The sequence below is a fragment of the Streptomyces sp. Ag82_O1-12 genome, assembly GCF_900182715.1.
GTDB classification, from domain to species: domain Bacteria; phylum Actinomycetota; class Actinomycetes; order Streptomycetales; family Streptomycetaceae; genus Streptomyces; species Streptomyces massasporeus.
In genome coordinates this window covers 1,142,927-1,162,790 of sequence record NZ_FXUW01000001.1, presented here as the reverse complement: position 1 = coordinate 1,162,790, position 19,864 = coordinate 1,142,927, and the positions used below count along the sequence as shown (strand labels likewise).

The 19,864-nt window shown below is 71.5% G+C and carries 21 protein-coding genes; 7 read left to right on the top strand and 14 right to left on the bottom strand.

What is annotated here, in order from left to right; genetic code table 11:
• Positions 1 to 446: 446 nt before the first annotated feature.
• The 3 genes from rocD to QOL88_RS05315 all read right to left on the bottom strand — a co-directional run bounded on the left by rocD (position 447) and on the right by QOL88_RS05315 (position 3,169).
• A complete protein-coding gene (gene rocD / locus QOL88_RS05325) occupies positions 447 to 1,700 on the bottom strand; it encodes an ornithine--oxo-acid transaminase (RefSeq protein ID WP_097215320.1) in 1,254 nt (417 codons plus the stop codon).
• Positions 1,697 to 2,527, bottom strand: coding sequence for a dimethylargininase (gene ddaH, locus QOL88_RS05320; RefSeq protein ID WP_097215319.1), 831 nt, complete (start codon positions 2,525 to 2,527; stop codon positions 1,697 to 1,699). The genes rocD and ddaH overlap by 4 nt, the downstream gene beginning before the upstream one ends.
• Before the next feature lie 147 nt (positions 2,528 to 2,674).
• Positions 2,675 to 3,169 (bottom strand): Lrp/AsnC family transcriptional regulator, encoded by a 495-nt coding sequence (locus QOL88_RS05315; RefSeq protein WP_097215318.1) that lies wholly within the window; start codon positions 3,167 to 3,169, stop codon positions 2,675 to 2,677.
• Between the two features lie 120 nt (positions 3,170 to 3,289).
• Here QOL88_RS05315 and QOL88_RS05310 point away from each other — a divergent pair, with 120 nt between their 5' ends.
• Genes QOL88_RS05310 through QOL88_RS05295 form a run of 4 tightly spaced genes read left to right on the top strand, consistent with a single transcriptional unit; the run spans position 3,290 to position 7,341 of the window.
• Positions 3,290 to 4,039 (top strand): LytR/AlgR family response regulator transcription factor, encoded by a 750-nt coding sequence (locus QOL88_RS05310; protein ID WP_097215317.1) that lies wholly within the window; start codon positions 3,290 to 3,292, stop codon positions 4,037 to 4,039.
• 2 nt (positions 4,040 to 4,041) lie between these two features.
• Positions 4,042 to 4,404: a hypothetical protein gene (locus QOL88_RS05305; protein ID WP_097222873.1), complete on the top strand. Its 363-nt coding sequence runs from the start codon at positions 4,042 to 4,044 to the stop codon at positions 4,402 to 4,404.
• Between the two features lie 10 nt (positions 4,405 to 4,414).
• A complete protein-coding gene (locus QOL88_RS05300) occupies positions 4,415 to 6,130 on the top strand; it encodes a sodium/solute symporter (protein WP_283445877.1) in 1,716 nt (571 codons plus the stop codon).
• On the top strand, positions 6,127 to 7,341 hold the full coding sequence (locus QOL88_RS05295) for a sensor histidine kinase (RefSeq protein WP_097215316.1): 1,215 nt from the start codon (positions 6,127 to 6,129) through the stop codon (positions 7,339 to 7,341). The genes QOL88_RS05300 and QOL88_RS05295 overlap by 4 nt, the downstream gene beginning before the upstream one ends.
• 59 nt (positions 7,342 to 7,400) lie before the next feature.
• Here QOL88_RS05295 and QOL88_RS05290 read toward each other — a convergent pair whose 3' ends face one another.
• The 5 genes from QOL88_RS05290 to QOL88_RS05270 form a co-directional block, all read right to left on the bottom strand.
• Positions 7,401 to 7,580, bottom strand: a complete 180-nt coding sequence (locus QOL88_RS05290; protein WP_097215315.1) for a hypothetical protein — start codon at positions 7,578 to 7,580, stop codon at positions 7,401 to 7,403.
• Positions 7,581 to 7,659: 79 nt separating this feature from the next.
• Positions 7,660 to 8,610 carry a cytochrome c oxidase assembly protein gene (locus QOL88_RS05285; protein WP_097215314.1) on the bottom strand — a complete coding sequence of 317 codons (951 nt, stop codon included), beginning with the start codon at positions 8,608 to 8,610 and terminating at the stop codon, positions 7,660 to 7,662.
• A gap of 191 nt (positions 8,611 to 8,801) precedes the next feature.
• Positions 8,802 to 9,827, bottom strand: a complete 1,026-nt coding sequence (locus QOL88_RS05280) for a 6-phosphofructokinase (protein WP_097215313.1) — start codon at positions 9,825 to 9,827, stop codon at positions 8,802 to 8,804.
• 203 nt (positions 9,828 to 10,030) lie between these two features.
• Positions 10,031 to 10,759 carry a type 1 glutamine amidotransferase gene (locus QOL88_RS05275; protein ID WP_097215312.1) on the bottom strand — a complete coding sequence of 243 codons (729 nt, stop codon included), beginning with the start codon at positions 10,757 to 10,759 and terminating at the stop codon, positions 10,031 to 10,033.
• A 23-nt stretch (positions 10,760 to 10,782) separates the two neighbouring features.
• Positions 10,783 to 12,021 (bottom strand): MurT ligase domain-containing protein, encoded by a 1,239-nt coding sequence (locus QOL88_RS05270; RefSeq protein ID WP_097215311.1) that lies wholly within the window; start codon positions 12,019 to 12,021, stop codon positions 10,783 to 10,785.
• A gap of 159 nt (positions 12,022 to 12,180) precedes the next feature.
• On the opposite strand from QOL88_RS05270, the gene def reads away from it, so the two are divergent.
• Positions 12,181 to 12,720 (top strand): peptide deformylase, encoded by a 540-nt coding sequence (gene def / locus QOL88_RS05265; RefSeq protein ID WP_097215310.1) that lies wholly within the window; start codon positions 12,181 to 12,183, stop codon positions 12,718 to 12,720.
• 120 nt (positions 12,721 to 12,840) lie between these two features.
• On the opposite strand, the gene QOL88_RS05260 is transcribed toward def, so the two are convergent.
• A complete protein-coding gene (locus QOL88_RS05260) occupies positions 12,841 to 13,485 on the bottom strand; it encodes a TetR/AcrR family transcriptional regulator (RefSeq protein WP_053674268.1) in 645 nt (214 codons plus the stop codon).
• A 172-nt stretch (positions 13,486 to 13,657) separates the two neighbouring features.
• On the opposite strand from QOL88_RS05260, the gene QOL88_RS05255 reads away from it, so the two are divergent.
• Positions 13,658 to 14,884 carry an acyl-CoA dehydrogenase family protein gene (locus QOL88_RS05255; protein ID WP_097215309.1) on the top strand — a complete coding sequence of 409 codons (1,227 nt, stop codon included), beginning with the start codon at positions 13,658 to 13,660 and terminating at the stop codon, positions 14,882 to 14,884.
• Here QOL88_RS05255 and QOL88_RS05250 read toward each other — a convergent pair.
• Genes QOL88_RS05250 through QOL88_RS05240 form a run of 3 tightly spaced genes read right to left on the bottom strand, consistent with a single transcriptional unit; the run spans position 14,881 to position 17,363 of the window.
• Positions 14,881 to 15,402 (bottom strand): cupin domain-containing protein, encoded by a 522-nt coding sequence (locus QOL88_RS05250; RefSeq protein WP_097215308.1) that lies wholly within the window; start codon positions 15,400 to 15,402, stop codon positions 14,881 to 14,883. The genes QOL88_RS05255 and QOL88_RS05250 overlap by 4 nt on opposite strands.
• Before the next feature lie 7 nt (positions 15,403 to 15,409).
• Complete coding sequence (locus tag QOL88_RS05245) at positions 15,410 to 16,252, bottom strand: cytochrome P450 family protein (protein ID WP_257027527.1); 843 nt, start codon at positions 16,250 to 16,252, stop codon at positions 15,410 to 15,412.
• Between the two features lies 1 nt (position 16,253).
• Positions 16,254 to 17,363: a type III polyketide synthase gene (locus tag QOL88_RS05240; RefSeq protein WP_283445923.1), complete on the bottom strand. Its 1,110-nt coding sequence runs from the start codon at positions 17,361 to 17,363 to the stop codon at positions 16,254 to 16,256.
• 126 nt (positions 17,364 to 17,489) lie between these two features.
• Between QOL88_RS05240 and QOL88_RS05235 the strand changes: the two genes are divergently transcribed.
• Positions 17,490 to 18,155, top strand: a complete 666-nt coding sequence (locus QOL88_RS05235) for a heme oxygenase-like domain-containing protein (protein ID WP_097215306.1) — start codon at positions 17,490 to 17,492, stop codon at positions 18,153 to 18,155.
• Here QOL88_RS05235 and QOL88_RS05230 read toward each other — a convergent pair whose 3' ends face one another.
• Entirely contained in the window at positions 18,156 to 18,392 is a 237-nt protein-coding gene (locus QOL88_RS05230; protein WP_030835344.1) for a DUF6213 family protein, read from the bottom strand.
• A 25-nt stretch (positions 18,393 to 18,417) separates the two neighbouring features.
• Positions 18,418 to 19,803 carry an NADP-dependent succinic semialdehyde dehydrogenase gene (locus QOL88_RS05225; RefSeq protein WP_097215305.1) on the bottom strand — a complete coding sequence of 462 codons (1,386 nt, stop codon included), beginning with the start codon at positions 19,801 to 19,803 and terminating at the stop codon, positions 18,418 to 18,420.
• Positions 19,804 to 19,864: the final 61 nt, after the last annotated feature.

Genomic DNA, 19,864 nt, shown 5'->3' with positions numbered 1-19,864 from the left:
CTCTCTGTCGCTGAGAGTGGTCTACCACCTCTTGCCCCAATCTTCACCCTTCTGGCGCCGAGGGGCGGCTTGTGGAGGGCCGGTCGGGGCCGCGGGAGCCGGTGGGGGCGAGGGGGCCGGGTGGGATGGAGGCCGCTGTGGTCGGGACGGGGAGAGACCCGGGCATCCGGGCTGAGCAGGCGGCTTCGGTCGGTACGGCGAGGGAGCGGCGGCCCTGTGTGACTGTCCCCCGCCTCACCGGTCCTGCGGCCGGCGCCGAGCCCCGCCTCGGCCCGGTGGTCCGGCCCCCACCGGTGCCGAGCCGCGCTCGCCCCGGTGGTCCGGCCCCTACCGGTGCCGAGCCGCACATCGCCTCGGTGGTCCGGCCCCCTGAGGACGCCCGTACGCGGGCAGGGCAGTCGGCCCGTGTCGAGCCCTCCGCCCCTGCCCCGTACTTCGGGCGCCTCTTACCCGAGCGCCTTCTCCAGCGCCGCGAGTGCCCCCGTCAGTTCCTCGGCCGTGATGGTGAGCGGTGGGGCCAGGCGGATCGTGGAGCCGTGGGTGTCCTTCGCCAGGACGCCCTCCCGCATGAGGCGTTCGCTGATCTCGCGGCCGGTGCCGAGCGCGGGGTCGATGTCGACGCCCGCCCACAGGCCGCGGGAGCGGAACCCGACCACTCCCTTGCCGACCAGCCCCGTCAGGCCGTCGCGCAGGATCACGCCCAGATCGGCCGCCCGGCGCTGGAACTCGCCGCTCTCCAGCAGCTCCACCACCGCCGTACCGACCGCAGCGGCCAGCGGATTGCCGCCGAAGGTGGAGCCGTGCTCACCCGGGTGCAGCACGCCGAGTACCTCCCGGCGCCCGACCACCGCCGACACCGGCACGATGCCGCCGCCCAGCGCCTTGCCCAGCAGCAGCACGTCCGGCACCACCGGCTCGTGCTCGACCGCGAGCGTGCGGCCCGTGCGGCCGAGCCCGGACTGGATCTCGTCCGCGATGAACAGACAGCCCTTGCGGCGGGTCAGCTCCCGCACGCCGGACAGGTAGCCGTCGTCGGGAATGATCACCCCCGCCTCGCCCTGGATCGGCTCGATCAGCACCGCCGCCGTCGTCTCGTCGACCGCCGCCTCCATCGCGGCCAGGTCGTTGTACGGCACCACCCGGAAACCCGGCGTGAACGGCCCGAAGCCCGCCCGGGCCGTCTCGTCCGTGGAGAAGCTGACGATCGTCGTCGTACGCCCGTGGAAGTTGTCCGCCGCGACCACGATCGTCGCCCGGTCGGCCGGTACGCCCTTCACGTCGTAGGCCCACTTGCGGGCCACCTTCACGCCGCTCTCCACCGCCTCCGCACCGGTGTTCATGGGCAGCACCATGTCCATGCCGGTCAGCGCGGCCAGCCGCTCCGCGAACTCGGCGAGCCGGTCGTTGTGGAAGGCGCGCGAGGTGAGGGTCAGCCGGTCGAGCTGACGATGGGCCGCCTCGATCAGCGCCGGGTGCCGGTGGCCGAAGTTGAGGGCCGAGTACCCGGCGAGCATGTCGAGGTAGCGCCGCCCCTCCACGTCCTCCACCCAGGTGCCCTCGGCGCGGGCGACGACCACCGGCAGCGGGTGGTAGTTGTGCGCGAGGACCGGCTCCTCCGCGCGGATCAGCTCCTGCGAGCCACGGGTCTCCCGCGAGCCGCGGTCCCCCTGCGAGTCCTCGGTGCGGACGGGTGCGGTCATGAGCGGATCTCCCGGATCTCCTGGGTGCAGCACTTGATGCCGCCACCGGCCTTCTGGAACTCGGACACGTCGACGGGGACGGGGACATAGCCTCGGTCGGAAAGCTGCTCGGCCAGGGCCGTCGCCCCCGGTGAGATGAACACGTGGCGCCCGTCGGAGACGGAGTTGAGCCCGAACGCCATCGCGTCCTCGCGGGTGGCGAGCACCGCGTCCGGGTACAGCCGGGCCAGCACCTCACGACTGCCCGGCGAGAACGCCTCGGGGTAGTAGGCGATGTTCCCGTCGTGCCCGTCGTCGAGGACGAACAGCGCCGTGTCCAGGTGGTAGAAGTACGGATCCACCAGGGTCAGGCTGATCACCGGCCTACCGAAGTACTCCTGCACCTCGCTGTGGGCCTCCCGCGTCGTACGAAAGCCTGTCCCGGCCAGGATCCAGCGGCCGGCCGGGACCAGGTCGCCCTCGCCCTCGCACACCGACTCGGGGTGGTACACCTCGTAGCCCTCCGCCTTGAACCACGCCTCGAACGGCACGGACTCGGGACGGCGCTCGGGCGCGTGGAAGAGCGAGCCGAAGACGCGGCCGTCGACGACGACCGCCGCGTTCGCGGCGAACACCATGTCGGGCAGGCCGGGGACCGGTTTCACACTGTCCACGGTATGGCCGTGGACACGGTAGGTGTCGACCAGCGCCTGCCACTGGTCCAGGGCGCGCAGGACGTCGACGGGTTCGTCAGGATGCATCCACGGGTTGATCGCGTACTGCACGGCGAAGTGTCTGGGTTCGCAGACGAGGTAGCGCCGCCGGCGCGGCACACGGGAGTCGGGCACAGAGGGGTCCCTCCGCTTCCTCACGGTGTGTGACGGGTGGTTGACACAACGGTAGGAACTGGCGTCGGTGCCCGACAAGAAACAAAGCTTGCGCGTTCACGCAGGAACACTGCGTCTTACGGCCGCTAGGCGCACGTCTGCTGCGCCCTACGCGACCCCCTCCGGAGCCGGCTGACTCGCCCCGGCCTCCGGACTCTCCGGCAGCAGATGGGACAGCACCATCACACTGATCGTCTTCCGGATGAACGGCTCCTGCCGGATCCGCTCCAGCACCTCCTCGAAGTGCTCCACGTCCCGCGCCCGCACGTGCAGCAACGCGTCCGCGCCGCCCGTCACGGTCATCGCCGCCGCGATCTCCGGGTAGTCGCGCACGACCTCCGCCAGCCGCCGCGGCGGCGCCGCGCCCTCGCAGTACACCTCGACGTAGGCCTCCGTGCGCCAGCCCAGCGCCGACGGCTTCACCGTCGCCGAGAACCCGGTGATCACACCGGTCTCGCGCAACCGGTCGACCCGCCGCTTGACCGCCGTGGCCGACAGCCCGATCGCCGTGCCGATCTCAGCGAACGACGTCCTGGCGTTCGCCATCAACGCCGTGATGATCTTCCGGTCGAGCTCGTCGAACGCCGTGGACCTGCTGCTCATGCGGGCACTGTATCCACCGGCACCCCCGCCCGCCCCCGCCCGGCGCGGGCACCGTGTCCAGCGGATACGCCCACACCCGGCACATGTCCAGACGTACGGATCACCCCTACACTCCGGGGCATGCTGCGCGCCCTGGCTGTCGACGACGAACGCCCCTCCCTGGAGGAACTGCTCTACCTCCTGCACGCCGACCCCCGCATCGCCAGCGCGGAGGGCGCCGGCGACGCCACCGAGGCGCTGCGCCGCATGAACCGCGCCCTGGAGTCCGGCCCCGGCGGGCCCGAGACCATCGACGTCGTCTTCCTCGACATCCAGATGCCCGGCCTCGACGGCCTCGACCTCGCCCGGCTGCTCACCGGCTTCGCCCGGCCGCCGCTTGTCGTGTTCGTCACCGCCCACGAGGACTTCGCCGTGCAGGCCTTCGACCTCAAGGCCGTCGACTACCTCCTCAAACCGGTCCGCAAGGAGCGTCTCGCCGAGGCCGTCCGCAGGGCCGCGGAACTGCGCGGCGCCGCCCCGCGCATCCCCGTGCACGAACCCGACCCGGACCACATACCCGTCGAACTCGGCGGCGTGACCCGCTTCGTCGCGGTCGAGGACATCACCCACGTCGAGGCACAGGGCGACTACGCCCGCCTGCACACCGTCAAGGGCAGCCACCTGGTCCGCATCCCGCTGTCCACCCTGGAGGAGCGCTGGCGCACCCGCGGCTTCGTCCGCATCCACCGCCGCCACCTCGTCGCCCTGCGCCACATCGGCGAACTCCGCCTCGACGCGGGCACCGTCAGTGTCCTCGTCGGCTCCGAGGAGCTCCAGGTCAGCCGGCGCCACACCCGCGAACTGCGCGACCTGCTCATGAGGAGGCCGTGACCGTGCCCCCGGACCACACCGAACGCCGTGTCGTCGTCACCGGCCCGCCCCGGCAGAGCAGCCGGACCTCCTCCGGCTACTACCGCCCGCGCACCGAGATCGACGAGCAGACCACCCTCGGCCACACCTACGTCCGCTCCCTGATGCGCACCCAACTGCGCGCCGCCCTCACGGTGTTCGCCATCCTCGGCCTGCTCGTCGGACCGCTCCCGCTGCTGTTCGCGGCGATGCCCGACGCCCGCCGCCTGGAATGGGCCGTCCTCGGCTTCGGCCTCTACGCCCCCCTCGTCCTGCTCGCCCGCTGGTACGTCCGCCGGGCCGAGCGCAACGAACGCGACTTCATACGCCTCGTGGAAGACCGCTGAAGCCCCACCGATGAACTCCAGCTACGCCATCCCGGCCGTCGCCCTCGTCGTCGTCGCGACGGTCCTCGTCGGCGCCTTCGGCCTGCGCATCTCCCGCACCACCTCCGACTTCTACGTCGCCTCCCGCACCGTCGGCCCCCGCCTCAACGCCGCCGCCATCAGCGGCGAGTACCTCTCCGCCGCCTCCTTCCTCGGCATAGCGGGACTCGTCCTGGTCCAGGGCCCCGACATGCTCTGGTACCCGGTCGGCTACACCGCCGGCTACCTGGTCCTGCTGCTCTTCGTCGCCGCCCCGCTGCGCCGCTCCGGCGCCTACACGCTCCCCGACTTCGCGGAGGCCCGCCTCGCCTCCCAGGCCGTGCGGCGGCTGGCCGGTGCCTTCGTCGTCGGGGTCGGCTGGCTGTACCTGCTGCCCCAGCTCCAGGGCGCCGGACTGACCCTGACCGTGCTGACCGGGGCGCCCGACTGGCTCGGCGGAGTGATCGTCGCCGTCGTCGTCACCGCCACCGTCGCCGCCGGCGGCATGCGCAGCATCACCTTCGTGCAGGCCTTCCAGTACTGGCTGAAACTCACCGCCCTGCTCGTCCCCGCCCTGTTCCTGGTCCTCACCTGGCAGAGCGACGGAGCACCCCGGCACGCCTTCGACGAACCGGCCACCTTCCGCGAGCAGCGCGCCGTCCGCGTCGACGGCACCGTCGACCTCACCCTCGACCGGCCCCTGAGCGTCACCGTGACCGGCACCGTGGACGGCCGGACGCACACCGGCACCCGCCTCGAACTCCCCGCCGGCACCCACCGCATCGAACGCGGCACCCGCCTCACCTTCCCCGCGGGCGCCCCCGTCCCCCGGGCCGAGCGCGGCGGCGGTGGCGATCTCTCCCCGTCGCAGGCCGAGAGCCGCGAGGAACGCCCGCTGTACGCCACGTACGGCCTGATCCTCGCCACGTTCCTCGGCACCATGGGCCTGCCGCACGTCGTGGTCCGCTTCTACACCAGCCCGCACGGCGTCGCCGCCCGCCGCACCACCGTCGCGGTCCTCGGTCTGATCGGCGCCTTCTACCTCCTGCCACCCCTCTACGGCGCACTCGGTCGCCTCTACGCCCCCGAACTCACCCTCACCGGCGACCCGGACGCCGCCGTCCTCCTGCTGCCCGACCGCATGATCGGGGGAGTGGGCGGTGACCTGTTGGGCGCACTGGTCGCCGGGGGCGCCTTCGCCGCGTTCCTGTCCACGGCCTCCGGCCTCACCATGGCGGTCGCGGGCGTCCTCACTCAGGACGTCCTGCCGTCCCGGGGCGTACGGCACTTCCGGCTCGGGACGGCCCTCGCCATGGCCGTGCCCCTCGCGGCGAGCGGTCTGGTCGGCGGACTGCCGGTTGCCGACGCCGTCGGCCTCGCCTTCGCCGTGTCGGCGTCCTCGTTCTGCCCGCTGCTCGTCCTCGGCATCTGGTGGCGGCGGCTGACCCCGCCCGGCGCCGCCGCCGGGATGCTGGTCGGCGGCGGATCCGCGCTGCTCGCCGTCGCCGCGACCATGGCGGGCTACCCGGGCGAGGGCGCCGCCCTGCACGCCCTGCTCGCCTGGCCCGCGCTGTGGTCGGTGCCGCTGGGCTTCCTCACCATGATCCTGGTGTCCCTGGCCACCCCCGGCCGGGTCCCGCCCGGCACCGCGGCGGTCCTGGCCCGGTTCCACCTGCCCGAGGAACTGCGCACGGAGGTGACGGCATGAGCGGGTTCCTGGCGGGCCTGTGCGTCGCCGTCCTCCCGGTGCTCGCCCTGGGAGTCTGGCTCGGCCGCCGCACCGCCCGGGCCAAGAGCCTCGCCGGCCTCGGCACTCCCGTCGAGCACGCCACCTTCGAGACCCTGCACACGGCCTCCCTCGCCGCGCCCCCGCTGCGGTCCGGCCTGACGGAGGAGACCGCCCGCAAGTCCGCCCGCAAACTGCGCTCCCTGCTCGGCACGGACGCCCTCTGCCTCACCGACCTGGGGCAGGTCCTGGTCTGGGACGGCGACGGCGCCCACCACCGCACCGAGATCATGGAACGCCTCGCGGACTCCCTGGAGACCGGCCGCGGCGAGGCCTTCCGGCTCACCTGCGACCGCCTCGACTGCTCGGTGCGCTGGGCGGTCGTCGCCCCGCTCACCGTCGACGACCGGGTGCACGGCGCCCTGGTCGCCTGCGCACCCCGCGAGTCGGCCGTGCTCGTCCGCGCCGCCGGCGAGGTCGCCCGCTGGGTCTCGGTCCAGCTGGAACTGGCCGACCTCGACCAGTCCCGCACGCGCCTCATCGAGGCCGAGATCAAGGCGCTGCGGGCCCAGATCTCCCCGCACTTCATCTTCAACTCGCTCGCGGTGATCGCCTCGTTCGTCCGCACCGACCCCGAGCGCGCCCGCGAGCTGCTCCTCGAATTCGCCGACTTCACCCGCTACTCGTTCCGCCGGCACGGCGACTTCACCACCCTCGCCGAGGAACTGCACGCCATCGACCACTACCTGGCGCTCGTGCGGGCACGCTTCGGCGACCGCCTGTCCGTCACCCTCCAGATAGCGCCGGAGGTGCTGCCGGTGACCCTGCCGTTCCTGTGCCTGCAGCCGCTCGTCGAGAACGCCGTCAAGCACGGTCTGGAGGGCAAGGCCGTGCCCTCCGGCAAGTGCCACATCCAGATCACCGCCCAGGACGCGGGAGCCGAGGCCCTCGTCGTCATCGAGGACGACGGCGCCGGCATGGACCCCGGCCTGCTCCGCCGCATCCTCGCCCGCGAGGTCAGCCCCTCGGGCGGCATCGGCCTCTCCAACGTCGACGACCGGCTCCGCCAGGTCTACGGCGACGACCACGGGCTCGTCATCGAGACCGCCGTGGGAGCCGGCATGAAGATCACTGTCCGGCTGCCGAAGTACCAGCCGGGCGTGCACTCGGCGGGGCGGCTGACCAGGGAGTGAGCCGCCCCACCGGCCAGGCCGGGGAGTGAGCCCCCACCGGTCGGCCGGGCGGCGAGTCCTCAGGTGCTGCGCGTGGTGGCCACCAGTCCCAGCGTGATCAGACCCAGCACGACCCAGCCGAACCACAGCCAGCCGTTGCTGCCGAGCGCCACCGTGTAGGCCGTCACCACGACCAGCCCGCCCAGCGTGAGCGCTCCCATGGTCTTCGTGGAGTTGGAACCGTTCGTGGAACCGGGCATCGCGGCACCCTCCTCAGGTTCGGTCCCTCCATGGTGCCCGGCGGACGCCCGGCGCGCACGGCCCGTACCGAAGAGGTCTTCAGCGCCCCTGCGTGTTCAGCGAGGCGAGATAGGCGTTGTACGCCTCCAGTTCCTTGTCCCCGTCGCGCTCGGCGGCCCGGTCCGTGCGCTTGGCCTGCCGCTGGTCCGACGCGTACCACTGGAACAGCAGGGCCACCAGCACCAGCACGGAGGGGATCTCGCTGAACGCCCAGGCGATGCCGCCCGCCGCGTTCTGATCGGACAGCGCCTCGATGCCGAGCGAGCCGGGCGGGTTCTTGAACGTCTGGACCATCGGCTCGGACGCCATCATCAGCGCGATCCCGAAGAACGCGTGGAACGGCATGCCCGCGAACAGCTCCAGCATCCGCATCAGGTAGCCCGGGCGGTGCGGGCCCGGGTCGACGCCCATGATCGGCCAGAAGAACACCAGGCCGACGGCGAGGAAGTGCACCATCATCGCGATGTGGCCCGCCTTGGAGCCCATCAGGGTGTCGAAGAGGGGCGTGAAGTACAGCCCGTACAGGCTCGCGATGAACAGCGGGATCGTGAACGCCGGGTGCGTGATGATCCGCATGTACCGGCTGTGCAGGAACATCAGCAGCAGCTCACGCGGCCCCTTGCGCCCCCGCCCCGCCGGCGGCAGCGCCCGCAGCGCCAGGGTGATCGGCGCGCCGAGCAGGATGAGGATGGGCGACACCATGCTGATGACCATGTGCTGCACCATGTGCACGCTGAACATGACCATGCCGTAGTCGTTCAGCCGGGTGCACATCATGAGCACGATGCTCAGCACGCCGATGGTGAAGGCGACCGTCCGCCCCACGGGCCACTTGTCCCCGCGCCGGACGAGCCGCACGACTCCCCACCCGTACAGCGCGAGCCCGGCCAGGCAGGCGACCAGGAAGAACGGGTCCGTGGACCACTCCAGCCCTCGCCCCAGCGTGAACGGCGGCAGATCCATGGTCATGCCGTGCCCGCTGTGATCCATTCCGCCGGCTCCTGTTTCGTGGGGGTGTGCAGCCATCTGTCCGCCCACAAGAGTAGAACCGCCCCCGGTCGTGGTGACGACCGGGGGCGGTCCGTCGGCCCTCAGGGGCGCGGGGCCGTGTTCACCATGCGGCTCCGCCGCGTGGGCGCGACACGTCACACACCACCCGCACCCGGCAGATCAGCTCAGCCTCAGAGAACGGTCTCCGCCTCGGCGTACCGCTCATCCGGCACGGTCTTCAGCGTCTTCACGGCTTCGGCCAACGACACCATCACTATGTCGGTGCCCCGCAGCGCGGTCATCTGCCCGAACTCACCCCGGTGCACGGCCTCCACCGCATGCCACCCGAACCGCGTGGCCAGCACCCGGTCGTAGGCGGTCGGCGTACCGCCCCGCTGCACGTGCCCGAGGATCACCGGCCGGGCTTCCTTCCCCAGCCGTCCCTCCAGCTCCACGGACAGCTGCCGGGCGATCCCGGCGAATCGCTCGTGCCCGTAGATGTCCTTGCCGCCCTCGTCGAACTCCATGCTCCCGGCGCGGGGCTTGGCCCCCTCCGCCGCCACCACGATCGCGAAGCGCTTGCCCGCCTCGAACCGCTCGCCGACCCGACGGGTCAGCTCCTCTATGTCGAAGGGCCGCTCGGGCACCACGATGGCGTGCGCACCGGCCGCCATGCCGGAGTGCAGCGCGATCCAGCCGGTGTGCCGGCCCATGACCTCGACGACCAGGACCCGCTGGTGGGACTCGGCGGTGGTCTTCAGCCGGTCCAGGGCCTCGGTCGCCACCCCCACGGCCGTGTCGAAGCCGAACGTGACGTCCGTGACCGCGATGTCGTTGTCGATCGTCTTCGGCACGCCCACGACGGGCAGACCGCTGTCCGACATCAGCCGGGCGGCCTTGAGCGTGCCCTCACCGCCGATGGGGATGATCGCGTCCAGGCCGAGCTCCGCAAGATGGCCCTTCGCCCGCTCCACACCGTCCCGCAGATGGGAGGGCTGGACCCGGGAGGACCCGAGAATCGTGCCGCCGCGGGCGAGGATGCCACCCACCGCATCGAGGTCGAGCTTGAGGTAGTCGCACTCCAGGAGGCCCTTCCAGCCGTCCCGGAAGCCGATGACCTCGTCGCCGTGGTCGACGACGGCACGGTGCACGACGGACCGGATGACGGCGTTCAGGCCGGGGCAGTCGCCGCCGGACGTGAGGACACCAATGCGCATAGCCCGAAATACCTTCTCAACGTGGGCCGGGGACCGGACCACGTTGTCCGGCTGGAATCCCCGCCACCCTAGCGGCATCGAGGGGCCGGACCGAAGCACGCGTCCGCCTGCTGGACGACCCCGCTCACCTGTGCGGATGGGCCGACAGACGGGCTGTTGACCAGCAGGTTGACGCGTGCTCCCCGCACGCTGCCCGGACGCGCTCAGGCAGGCTGCTGAGCAGCCGCGATGCGCTCGTTGCGGAGGGCCTCGTACCAGTGGTCGTCGGTCGGCGGCAGCGCGTTGACGTCGAGGGCCAGCTTCAGCAGCAGGTCCGCGATCAGCGGGTTGCGCGCGAGCACCGGCCCGTGCATGTACGTGCCGAAGACGGTGTCGTTGTACGCGCCCTCCGTGCCGTCGCCCGTGCCGTTGCCGTTGCCGAAGCGCACCTGGGCGAGCGGGCGGGCGGTGGGGCCGAGGTGGGTGACGCCCTGGTGGTTCTCGAAGCCGGTCAGCGGGGGCAGGCCGAGGCGGGCGTCGACGTCGCCCAGCACGTCACCGACGCACCGCGCGCCCTCGCCGCGCGTCGACACCACGTCCAGCAGGCCGAGACCGGGCTCGCGCTGGCCGAGGTCGTTGATGAACTCGTGGCCGAGGATCTGGTAGCCGGCGCACACGGAGAACACGATGGCGCCGTTCTCCACGGCCCGCTGCAGTCCGCCGTCCCGGCGCAGCCGCTCGGCGGCGAGCCGCTGCGGCCGGTCCTCACCGCCGCCGATCAGGTAGATGTCGCCGGAGGTCGGGATCGGCTGGTCGCTGCGCACGTCCAGCCGGGCCACGTCCAGGCGGCGCTGCCGCGCCCGGCGCTCCACGACGAGGACGTTGCCCTGGTCGCCGTAGGTGCTGAGCAGGTCGGGATAGATCCAGACGACCCGCAGTTGGTTGTCGCTCACAAAAGTCCCCTGACGTCTCGTGCTCAGTTGCCGACGCGGCGGCGCAGGTCCTGGAACGCCGTGTAGTTGGCGATGACCTCGATGCGCCCCGGCGGGCACGCCGCCACGGCCTGGTCGAGGTTCTCGTAGACCTGGAAGTGCTGGTCGGCGACCTCCAGGCGCACCGCCAGGTCCAGTCGCCGGTCGCCGACGACGCAGATCGGGTGGCCGGTCAGGCGCGTGTAGTCCACGTCCCACAGCCAGGAGGTGTCGGTGCCGTCGGCGCCGCGCGCGTTCACGGAGAGGATGACCGGCGTGGGCGGCGGGTCGATCAGGGAGAACGTCTCCAGCCAGCCGGCCGGGTTCTTCGCGAGCAGGAGTCGCAGGTCACGGCCCTGGAACTGGACGATGTCGTAACGCCCGGCCACCGCCTGCACCTGGTACATGCGCTCCAGCGCGACCTGCGGCGGCACCCCGAACACGGCGGCGACGGCGGCCGAGGAGGCGGCGTTGGCCTTGTTGGCGCGGCCCGGCAGCTGGAGGTGGATCGGCCAGGCCGAGCCGTGCGGGTCGAGGACATGGTCGCCCGAGAGCGCCCAGCTCGGCGTTGGGCGGCGGAAGCCGCACTCGCCGCAGAACCAGTCGTCGCCCGGGCGCTGCATGACGCCACCGCACGACGGGCAGGACCAGGCGTCGTCCTTCCACATCTGCCCGGCTGCGACCCAGATCACGTTGGGGGAGGACGACGCCGCCCACACCACCAGCGGGTCGTCGCAGTTGGCCACGACCACGGCCTTGGAACCCGCGAGCCCCTCCCGCCAGTTCTCGGCGAGCATGCGCGTCTCGGCGGCCCGGTCGAGCTGGTCGCGCGAGAGGTTGAGCAGGGCGATGCACTTCGGGGCGGTGTCCCGGGCGACGCCGGCGAGGTACTTCTCGTCGACCTCGATGACGCCGTAGCGGGCGTCGGAGCTGCCGGCGAGGGCCGAGGTGATGCCGGCCGGCATGTTGGCGCCGAGCGCGTTGGAGACGACGGGGCCCGCCGCGCGCAGTGCCTCGGCGATGAGCCGGGTCGTGGTGGTCTTGCCGTTCGTCGCGGAGACCAGGATCACGTCCAGGTTCTGGGCGAGCCGGGCGAGGAGGTCGGGGTCGAGTTTGAGCGCGACCCGGCCGCCGATCACCGAACCGCTGCCGCGCCCTGCGGCGCGCGATGCCGCCGCGACCGCCTTGCCCGCGGTCACGGCCAGCTTGGCCCGCGGCGAGAGCGGGTCCGAGTTGCCTGCCATCAAGTTCTCGATCCTCCTTGCGTACGCGCCGCGCTCTGAAGCCTGACGGCCACGTGGTGTGGACCTCAGCCTATCGAGATCCCTTCGCACTCCCGAACCGTGGCACTGTGGCGAACTCGTGTGGGAGACGCGGACCGACAGGACCTTACTCTTGCCGCCATGCGAAAGAGCTCCATCCCCGGCGCCCACGGCCGCGTGAGACCCCTCACCCTGCACGGCGATCCGGTCCTGCACACCCCCTGCGCGGAGGTCACCGACTTCGGCCCCGAACTGGCCCGACTCGTCGAGGACTTGTTCGCGACCATGTACGCGGCCCAGGGGGTCGGCCTCGCCGCCAACCAGGTCGGCGAGGCCGTGCGGGTCTTCGTCTACGACTGCCCCGACGACGAGGACGTCCGCCACGTGGGCCATGTGATCAACCCGCGCCTGACCGAGCAGGACGGCGTGGTGATCCGGGGCCCGGAGGGCTGCCTGTCCCTGCCGGGCCTGGAAGCGGGCACGGAACGCCACGACCACGCGGTCGTCGAGGGCTTCACAATGACCGGCGACCCCGTCACGGTCCACGGCACGGGCTTCTTCGCCCGCTGCCTGCAGCACGAGTGCGACCACGTGGAGGGCCGCATCTACGCGGACCACCTCAAGGGCCGGCGCCATCGCAAGCTGATGCGCCAGGTGGCCCGGGCTTCTTGGAGTGCCTGAGCGCCGTCGCCTCAGGGGCGCGGGGCGCTGTCGCCTCAGGGGCGCGGGGCTGTGTCCGATATGCGGCTCCGCCGCGTGGGCGCGAACAACCCCCACCGGCCCGCAGTCGAGACCCGACGGTCAGAACCCCGGGCCTCCGACCCGATCCCCCGCCGCGGCAAGCCGCCCCCACAGCAGATCAGCCAGACTCCGCACCAACTCCGCACGAGAACACGGCCGTTCCCCCAGCCACCAGTCCCCGGCCGCGTGCATCATGCCGACGATCCCGTGCCCCCACACCCGCGCCAGCTGCTGCCCGCCCGGCCCGAGATCCAGCCGCTCCTCGATGACCTGCGCCAGTTCCTCGCCCATCCGCCGCAGCAACGGCGCGCTGTGCTTGCCGACATCGAACCCCGCGTCTCCCGGCTGGCCCCCCTCCGCGGGGTGCATCAGGAACCGGTACACCTGGGGCCGCAACTCGATCGCCGTGAGGTACGTGTCCAACGTCGCCTCGACTCGCTCCCGTCGGTCCGCCGGCGCGTCCAGCGCCGCCCGCAGCGAGTCGAGCAGCGCGTCGGTGTGCCGCATGGCAAGGGCCGCGTAAAGTCCGCCCTTGTCGCCGAAGTGGCGATACAGAATCGGCTTGGTGATGCCGGCTTCCGCCGCGATCGCGTTCATCGAGGCCTGCGGGCCGTCGCGCAGCACCACTCGGTCGGCGGCCTCCAGCAGCTCACGCCGGCGGCGGTCGGCGGACCGTTGCTGATCGGTCCGCTGCGTGGTGTCCATGATCTCTCCCCACCCGTGCTGTTTCGATGACGCCTGCGCAAACTAACACTGAAGCATGCCCAGGACACCGAAAGGGTGCCGACCGGTCGGTAGGAGTTGACTTCGACTACCCGCCGGTAACAGACTGGTGTTACCGCAAGTAACATGCACGTGTGCCGCTGGAGGGGACGACATGGCCGAGTTCACCATGGAGCTCAACGACGAACAGAAGGAGGTCCGGGACTGGCTGCACGGCTTCGCGGCCGAGGTGATCCGCCCCGCGGCCGCCGAATGGGACGAGCGTGAGGAGACTCCCTGGCCGGTCATCCAGGAAGCCGCCAAGGTCGGCATCTACTCCCTGGACTTCTACGCCCAGCAGTACTTCGACCCCACCGGCCTCGGCATCCCCATGGCGATGGAGGAGCTGTTCTGGGGCGACGCGGGCATCGCCCTGTCCATCGTCGGCACCGGCCTCGCAGCCGTCGGCGTCCTCGCCAACGGCACCGAGGAGCAGATCGGCACCTGGATCCCCCAGATGTACGGCGACGCCAACGACGTCAAGGTCGCCGCCTTCTGTTCCTCCGAGCCCGACGCCGGCTCCGACGTGGCCTCCATGCGTACCCGGGCCGTGTACGACGAGGCCAAGGACGAGTGGGTGCTCAACGGCACCAAGACCTGGGCGACCAACGGCGGCATCGCCAACGTCCACGTCGTCGTCGCGGTCGTCGACGCCGACCTCGGCTCCAAGGGACACGCCTCCTTCATCGTCCCGCCGGGGACGCCGGGTCTGGCCCAGGGCCAGAAGTTCAAGAAGCACGGCATCCGCGCCTCCCACACCGCCGAGGTCATCCTCGACAACGTGCGCGTTCCCGGCTCCTGCCTGCTCGGCGGCAAGGAGAAGCTGGACGAGCGGCTGGCCCGCGCACGGGAGAAGGCCAAGCAGGGCGGGGAGCGGGTGAAGAACGCGGCGATGGCCACGTTCGAGGCCTCGCGCCCGGCGGTCGGCGCCATGGCGGTCGGCACCGCCCGCGCCGCCTACGAGGTCGCCCTCGACTACGCCACGACCAGGGAGCAGTTCGGACGGCCGATCGTCGACAACCAGGGTGTCGCCTTCCAGCTGGCGGACATGCGGACGTCCATCGACGCGGCCCGGCTGCTGGTGTGGCGCGCGTCCTGGATGGCGGTCAACGGCAGGCCGTTCACGGCGGCCGAGGGCTCGATGTCCAAGCTGTTCGCGAGCGAGACGGCCAAGAAGGTCACGGGCCAGGCGATCCAGATCCTCGGCGGCAACGGCTACACCCGGGAGTACCCCGTGGAGCGGATGCACCGCGACGCGGCCATTTACACCATCTTCGAGGGCACGAGCGAGATCCAGCGCCTGGTCATCGCCCGCACCCTCGCCGGTGTGCCGATCCGCTAACGGTGTCTGAGCGGCGTCAGCTGCTCGATGTCGTAGCGCGCCCGCAGTTCCTCGATCGCCGCGTGGTCCGGCGGGCCTCCGCCGCCGAGGATCTCCAGCAGTTCCTCGAAGTACCGCTCGTGGTCCGGCGGCGGGCTGGCCTGGAAGAGCATCTTCGCCGGGGTGTCCGTCGGGTTGGCGAAGGCGTGCGGGCACCCCGGGGGTACGACGATCACCGTGCCCGGAGTCGCCCGTACCACCCGGTTGCCCGAAGGGGACTCCCACCTCTGCCAGTGGTCGGGCGTGCGGATCCGCGGCTCGAAGGCGAGGACGTCCAGCTCGCCTTCGAGCAGGTAGAACAACTCCTCGCTGCGGGTGTGCACATGGGCGCCGACGTCGAAGCCCGGCGGCACGACCACCTCGAACGTGGAGGCCGCACGCGAGTGCGTGCCGGTCACCTTGAAGGTGACGTGCTGGGCGGGGGTCTGCATGATCCGGCCCTGGCCGGGCGGGACGAGCAGCCCCTCGGACGCCGTCATCGCCGTCTCACCACGTCACGGGCAGGGCCTCGGGCCCACGGATCGGCGAGCCCCTCCTGAACCGCACGTCCTCGGCCGGGACGGCGAGCCGCAGGCCCGGTACGCCGTCGAGGAGCGCGTCCACCAGGAGCTCCGCCTCCATCCGGACCGGCATGGAGTTCTCCCCGGCGATCTCAGACAGCCCGACCGGGTCCCGGTGGGGGAGCGGGCGCAGCAGTTCGTCGACGGCCCGGGGGCGGATCTCCGGTTCGGTGCGCAACCATTCGGCGAGCCCGGGGCGGGTCAGCAGGACGTAGAACATCTGGCCGCAGGTGTCGCCGACCGTCTCGCCGGCGATCTGGAGGAGGACCGCGAGTCCGGCCGCCTCGTCCAGGGTGACCTCCTCGCGGCCCACGGCGGCACCGAGCAGCGAGGCGACGTCCTCGCCCGTGCCACCCTCGCGCAGCCCGATGAGGTCGGAGAAGTAGGCGCCCATCTCCCTCGTGGCCTTCTCGCCGGCCTCGGCGCCGGGCGAGGAGGACAGGATCTGCCGCGTCCACGTGTGCATGCCCTGCCGGTCGGCCGCCGGGACGCCCATCAGCTCGCAGACGACCGCGACGGAGAACGGGCCGAGCACGGCCTCGCACAGGTCGGCGGGCGGGCCGTCCTGGAGCATCTCGTCGACCAGTTCCGCCAGCATGCGCCGGGACCGCTCGCGCGCCCGCTCCACCCCGCGCGCCGTGAACGCGGCGGCGACACCGCGGCGCAGCCGGACCTGGTCCGCCGGGTCCGGGAAACCCACCGCGCCCCGGGCCGGGTCGAAGCGCGGGGCCGGCCGGGTGACCTGCCGGTCCACCGTCTCCTCGCTCATGTCACCTCGTCTCGTCCGCGCCGTGCCAGCGGCCCAGGGACATCTCGGCGGTGATGCCGGGACCGAACCCGGCGAGCAGCCCGCGCGCCTGGTCCCCGGGGCCGCCGTCGTCGAACAGCCGGCGCAGCGCGTCCAGGACGACGGCGCTGGCGATGTTGCCGTACTCGGTGAGCGTGGCCCGGCTGAAGCGGAAGGCGTGCGGGTCGACGTGCAGGAAGGTGCTGAGGTCGTCGAGGATGCGGGGCCCACCCGCGTGGACGATGTAGAAGTCCAGGCCGGAGGCGTCCCAGCCGTGGTCGCCGGCCAGGTCCTTCAGGGCCGGTGCCAGCGGCTCCATGGTCGAGGGGACCCGCTTGTCCAGCAGGAAGTGGAAGCCGGTCGCCTTCACGTCGTACATGATCCAGTCGTCGGTCTTGGGGATCAGGTACGAGCCGTTGCGTTCCAGGCGGACGCCCTCACCGCCCCGGCCGCGGACCACGGCGGCGGCGATGCCGTCACCGAACAGGCCGTTCGACAGCAGCGAGCCGACGCCGATGTCGGTCGGCTGGTAGCACAGCGAGCAGAACTCGCAGGCCACGATCAGCACGTTGGCCTCGGGGTACGCCGTGCAGAAGTCGTGGGCACGATTGATCGCCGCGCCGCCGGCCGCGCAACCCAGCTGGGCCACCGGCAGCTGACGGGTGGTCGGGTCGAAGCCCATCTCGTTGATCAGCCAGGCCGTGAGCGAGGGCATCATGAAGCCCGTGCACGACACGTAGATGATCAGGTCCACCTCGGCCGTGAGCAGCTCCGCGTCGTCCAGCGCCCGCTGCACGACCGCCGGCACCCGGGCCTTCGCCTCGGCCTCGTAGAGCTTGTTGCGGTCCTCGAACCCGGGGTGCTTCAGTGTTTCCTCGATGGGCTGCACGATGTGCCGCGTGCGCACGCCGGTGTTCTCTATCAGCCGGAGGGCCAGCGGCAGTTGGGGGTGGCCGGCGTGGCGCTCACGCGCCAGCTCCAGCGTCTCCTCCATCGTGATCACGTGCTCTGGAACGGACACCGAGGGTCTGCACAAAGTCGCCATGAACCGTGCCTGCTTTCGCCTCCCGGAAGGCCCTTCGGCCCCGGTCAGAAGGTGGTTCACCTCAAGGGTGGTCCACCCACGATCACCCGCCCGTTCGCCGACTTCGCGCCGGACTACTCCGTATCAGGGATGCCGTGCCAGGCTCGTCCCGACACCGCTACGACGGAGGACGCGATGACGCACCCGGCCCGGGCCCTGCTGGAGACGACCACCGCGACCCTCGCCCCCGATCCGCAGGCCAACCCGCTGGTCCCCCGGATCGCCGACGGCACGGCTCCCCTCACCACCCTCGCCGCGCTCGCCCTGGAACAGACCTGGGTGATTCCCGCGGACCGCAGGGCGTTCGAGTTCCTGGCGGCGCGCGGCGAAGCGACCGACCCGCAGGCCGCGGCCTTCTTCACGGTGCTGGCCGAGGGCGAGGCACTGGCGGGTGAGCGACTGACGGCGTTCACACGAGCGTGCGGCGTGGACGAGCCGGGGGAGAGGTCGTACGAGCCCCTGCCCGGCGGCCAGGCGTACCCCGCATACGTGGCCTGGCTGGCCCTGAACGCCTCACCGGCGGACGTGGTCCTGGCGCTGACCGCCAACTTCTCGGCGTGGGGCGGCTATTGCGCGACGATCGCGACCGCGCTGCGGGAGCGGTACGGCTTCCCCGACGAGGCCTGCGCCTTCTTCGACTTCTTCGCGCAGCCGTCGCCGGAGCTGGACCGGCTGGCGGTGGCGGCGGTCCGGGAGGCCCTGGACGGCGGCCGCCTCGACGAACGGCGGGCCCACACGTACGGCCGCCTCCTGCAGACCTACGAGGCGATGTTCTGGAACGCGCTGACTCGAGTGCCCTGACTACGTCGCGGTCCCACTGCTGTGCGCGATGCACGCCACATCGATGCGATCGGCCAGTTTCGCCAGCTCGATGGCCAGCTCGGCCACCGTGTCCTCGTCCAGCCCCGACTCCCCGCCCTCCACGAGCCGCACCCACCGACCCCCCACCGTCCGCAAGAGCTTGCTGACATCCGCCGCAGACACCTGCAAGGTCCCGCGGTCGTCGACGATCAGAGGCAGAGTCACTTCGCGGTTCACAGACGGGATCGTAGCCCCGCAACACTCACGCACCATGCCAAACAGTGGTGATGTTGCAGAACTCGCGGATTCCGTGCCCGGACAGCTCACGCCCGTACCCGGACCGCTTCACACCGCCGAACGGGAACGCCGGATGGGACGCGGTCATGCCGTTGAAGAACACCCCGCCGGCCTCCAGGTCCCGTACGAACCGGTCGACCTCCTCCTCGTCCCGCGTCCAGACGTTCGAACTCAGCCCGAACGGAGAGTCGTTCGCGATCAGTACGGCCTCGTCCAGGTCGGCCGCCCGGTACAGCGTCGCGACCGGTCCGAACGCCTCCTCCCGGTGGATCCGCATCTCGCGGGTGATGCCGGCGAGGACCGACGGCGTGTAGTACCAGCCGGGCCCGTCCGGCCGTTCGCCACCGCACAGCACCTGCGCTCCACTGCGTACCGCGTCGTCGACCAGTTCCTCCACATCGCGCAGCCCCTGCTCGCTGGCGAGCGGGCCGACCTCGGTGTCGTCGGCCATGGGGTCGCCGAGCTTCAGCGCCTTCATGCCCGCCGCGAACCGCTCGGCGAAGGCGTCGTAGACGTCCGTGTGCACGATGAACCGCTTCGCGGCGATGCAGGACTGCCCGTTGTTCTGCACCCGCGCCGTCACCGCGACCTCGGCGGCCCGGTCGATGTCGGCGGAGGGCATGACCACGAACGGGTCGCTGCCGCCCAGCTCCAGTACCGTCTTCTTGATCATCTCTCCGGCGGTGGAGGCGACCGCGCGGCCCGCCGGCTCGCTGCCGGTGAGCGTGGCGGCCTTGACCCGCTCGTCGCGCAGGATCTCCTCGACCGCCCCGGAGCCGATCAGCAGGGTCTGGAAGGTGCCCTCGGTGAAACCCGCCCGGTGGAAGAGGTCCTCCAGGTAGAGGGCGGTCTGCGGGACGTTCGAGGCGTGCTTGAGCAGGCCCACGTTGCCCGCCATCAGCGCGGGCGCGGCGAAGCGGATCACCTGCCACAGCGGGAAGTTCCACGGCATCACCGCGAGCACCGGACCGAGCGGCCGGTAGCGGACCCGTACGCGCGAGGCGCCGGAGTCCTTCACGTCGGAGTCGGCGGGTTCCTCGTCGGCGAGGAGTTCCTCGGCGTGGTCGGCGTACCAGCGCATCGCCTTGGCGCACTTCGCCGCCTCGGCCCGGGCCTGCTGGATCGGCTTGCCCATCTCGGTGGTCATCACGCGGGCGATGTCCTGCTGGTCCTCTTCGAGGAGGTCGGCGGCCCGGTGCAGCAGCCGGGCGCGCTCGTCGAAGGTCGTCGTCCGGTACGTGCGGAACGTGGCCTCCGCGAGCTGGAGCCGGCGCTCGATCTCCTGCTCGTCCATGGCCTCGTACGTCTTGAGCGTCTCGCCGTTCGCCGGGTTCACCGTTGCGATGGGCATGGCTGACCTCCCTCGGAGCGGGCTGTGTCTCGACCTTCCCGCGCGGCGGAGGGGACCGCAA

Coding starts and splice junctions, on each gene's coding strand:
- rocD (WP_097215320.1), bottom strand. CDS start 1,700: ATGACCGCACCCGTCCGCACCGAGGACTCGCAGGGGGACCGCGGCTCG.
- QOL88_RS05315 (WP_097215318.1), bottom strand. CDS start 3,169: ATGAGCAGCAGGTCCACGGCGTTCGACGAGCTCGACCGGAAGATCATC.
- QOL88_RS05310 (WP_097215317.1), top strand. CDS start 3,290: ATGCTGCGCGCCCTGGCTGTCGACGACGAACGCCCCTCCCTGGAGGAA.
- QOL88_RS05300 (WP_283445877.1), top strand. CDS start 4,415: ATGAACTCCAGCTACGCCATCCCGGCCGTCGCCCTCGTCGTCGTCGCG.
- QOL88_RS05295 (WP_097215316.1), top strand. CDS start 6,127: ATGAGCGGGTTCCTGGCGGGCCTGTGCGTCGCCGTCCTCCCGGTGCTC.
- QOL88_RS05290 (WP_097215315.1), bottom strand. CDS start 7,580: ATGCCCGGTTCCACGAACGGTTCCAACTCCACGAAGACCATGGGAGCG.
- QOL88_RS05285 (WP_097215314.1), bottom strand. CDS start 8,610: ATGGATCACAGCGGGCACGGCATGACCATGGATCTGCCGCCGTTCACG.
- QOL88_RS05280 (WP_097215313.1), bottom strand. CDS start 9,827: ATGCGCATTGGTGTCCTCACGTCCGGCGGCGACTGCCCCGGCCTGAAC.
- QOL88_RS05270 (WP_097215311.1), bottom strand. CDS start 12,021: ATGGCAGGCAACTCGGACCCGCTCTCGCCGCGGGCCAAGCTGGCCGTG.
- def (WP_097215310.1), top strand. CDS start 12,181: ATGCGAAAGAGCTCCATCCCCGGCGCCCACGGCCGCGTGAGACCCCTC.
- QOL88_RS05260 (WP_053674268.1), bottom strand. CDS start 13,485: ATGGACACCACGCAGCGGACCGATCAGCAACGGTCCGCCGACCGCCGC.
- QOL88_RS05255 (WP_097215309.1), top strand. CDS start 13,658: ATGGCCGAGTTCACCATGGAGCTCAACGACGAACAGAAGGAGGTCCGG.
- QOL88_RS05250 (WP_097215308.1), bottom strand. CDS start 15,402: ATGACGGCGTCCGAGGGGCTGCTCGTCCCGCCCGGCCAGGGCCGGATC.
- QOL88_RS05245 (WP_257027527.1), bottom strand. CDS start 16,252: ATGAGCGAGGAGACGGTGGACCGGCAGGTCACCCGGCCGGCCCCGCGC.
- QOL88_RS05235 (WP_097215306.1), top strand. CDS start 17,490: ATGACGCACCCGGCCCGGGCCCTGCTGGAGACGACCACCGCGACCCTC.
- QOL88_RS05225 (WP_097215305.1), bottom strand. CDS start 19,803: ATGCCCATCGCAACGGTGAACCCGGCGAACGGCGAGACGCTCAAGACG.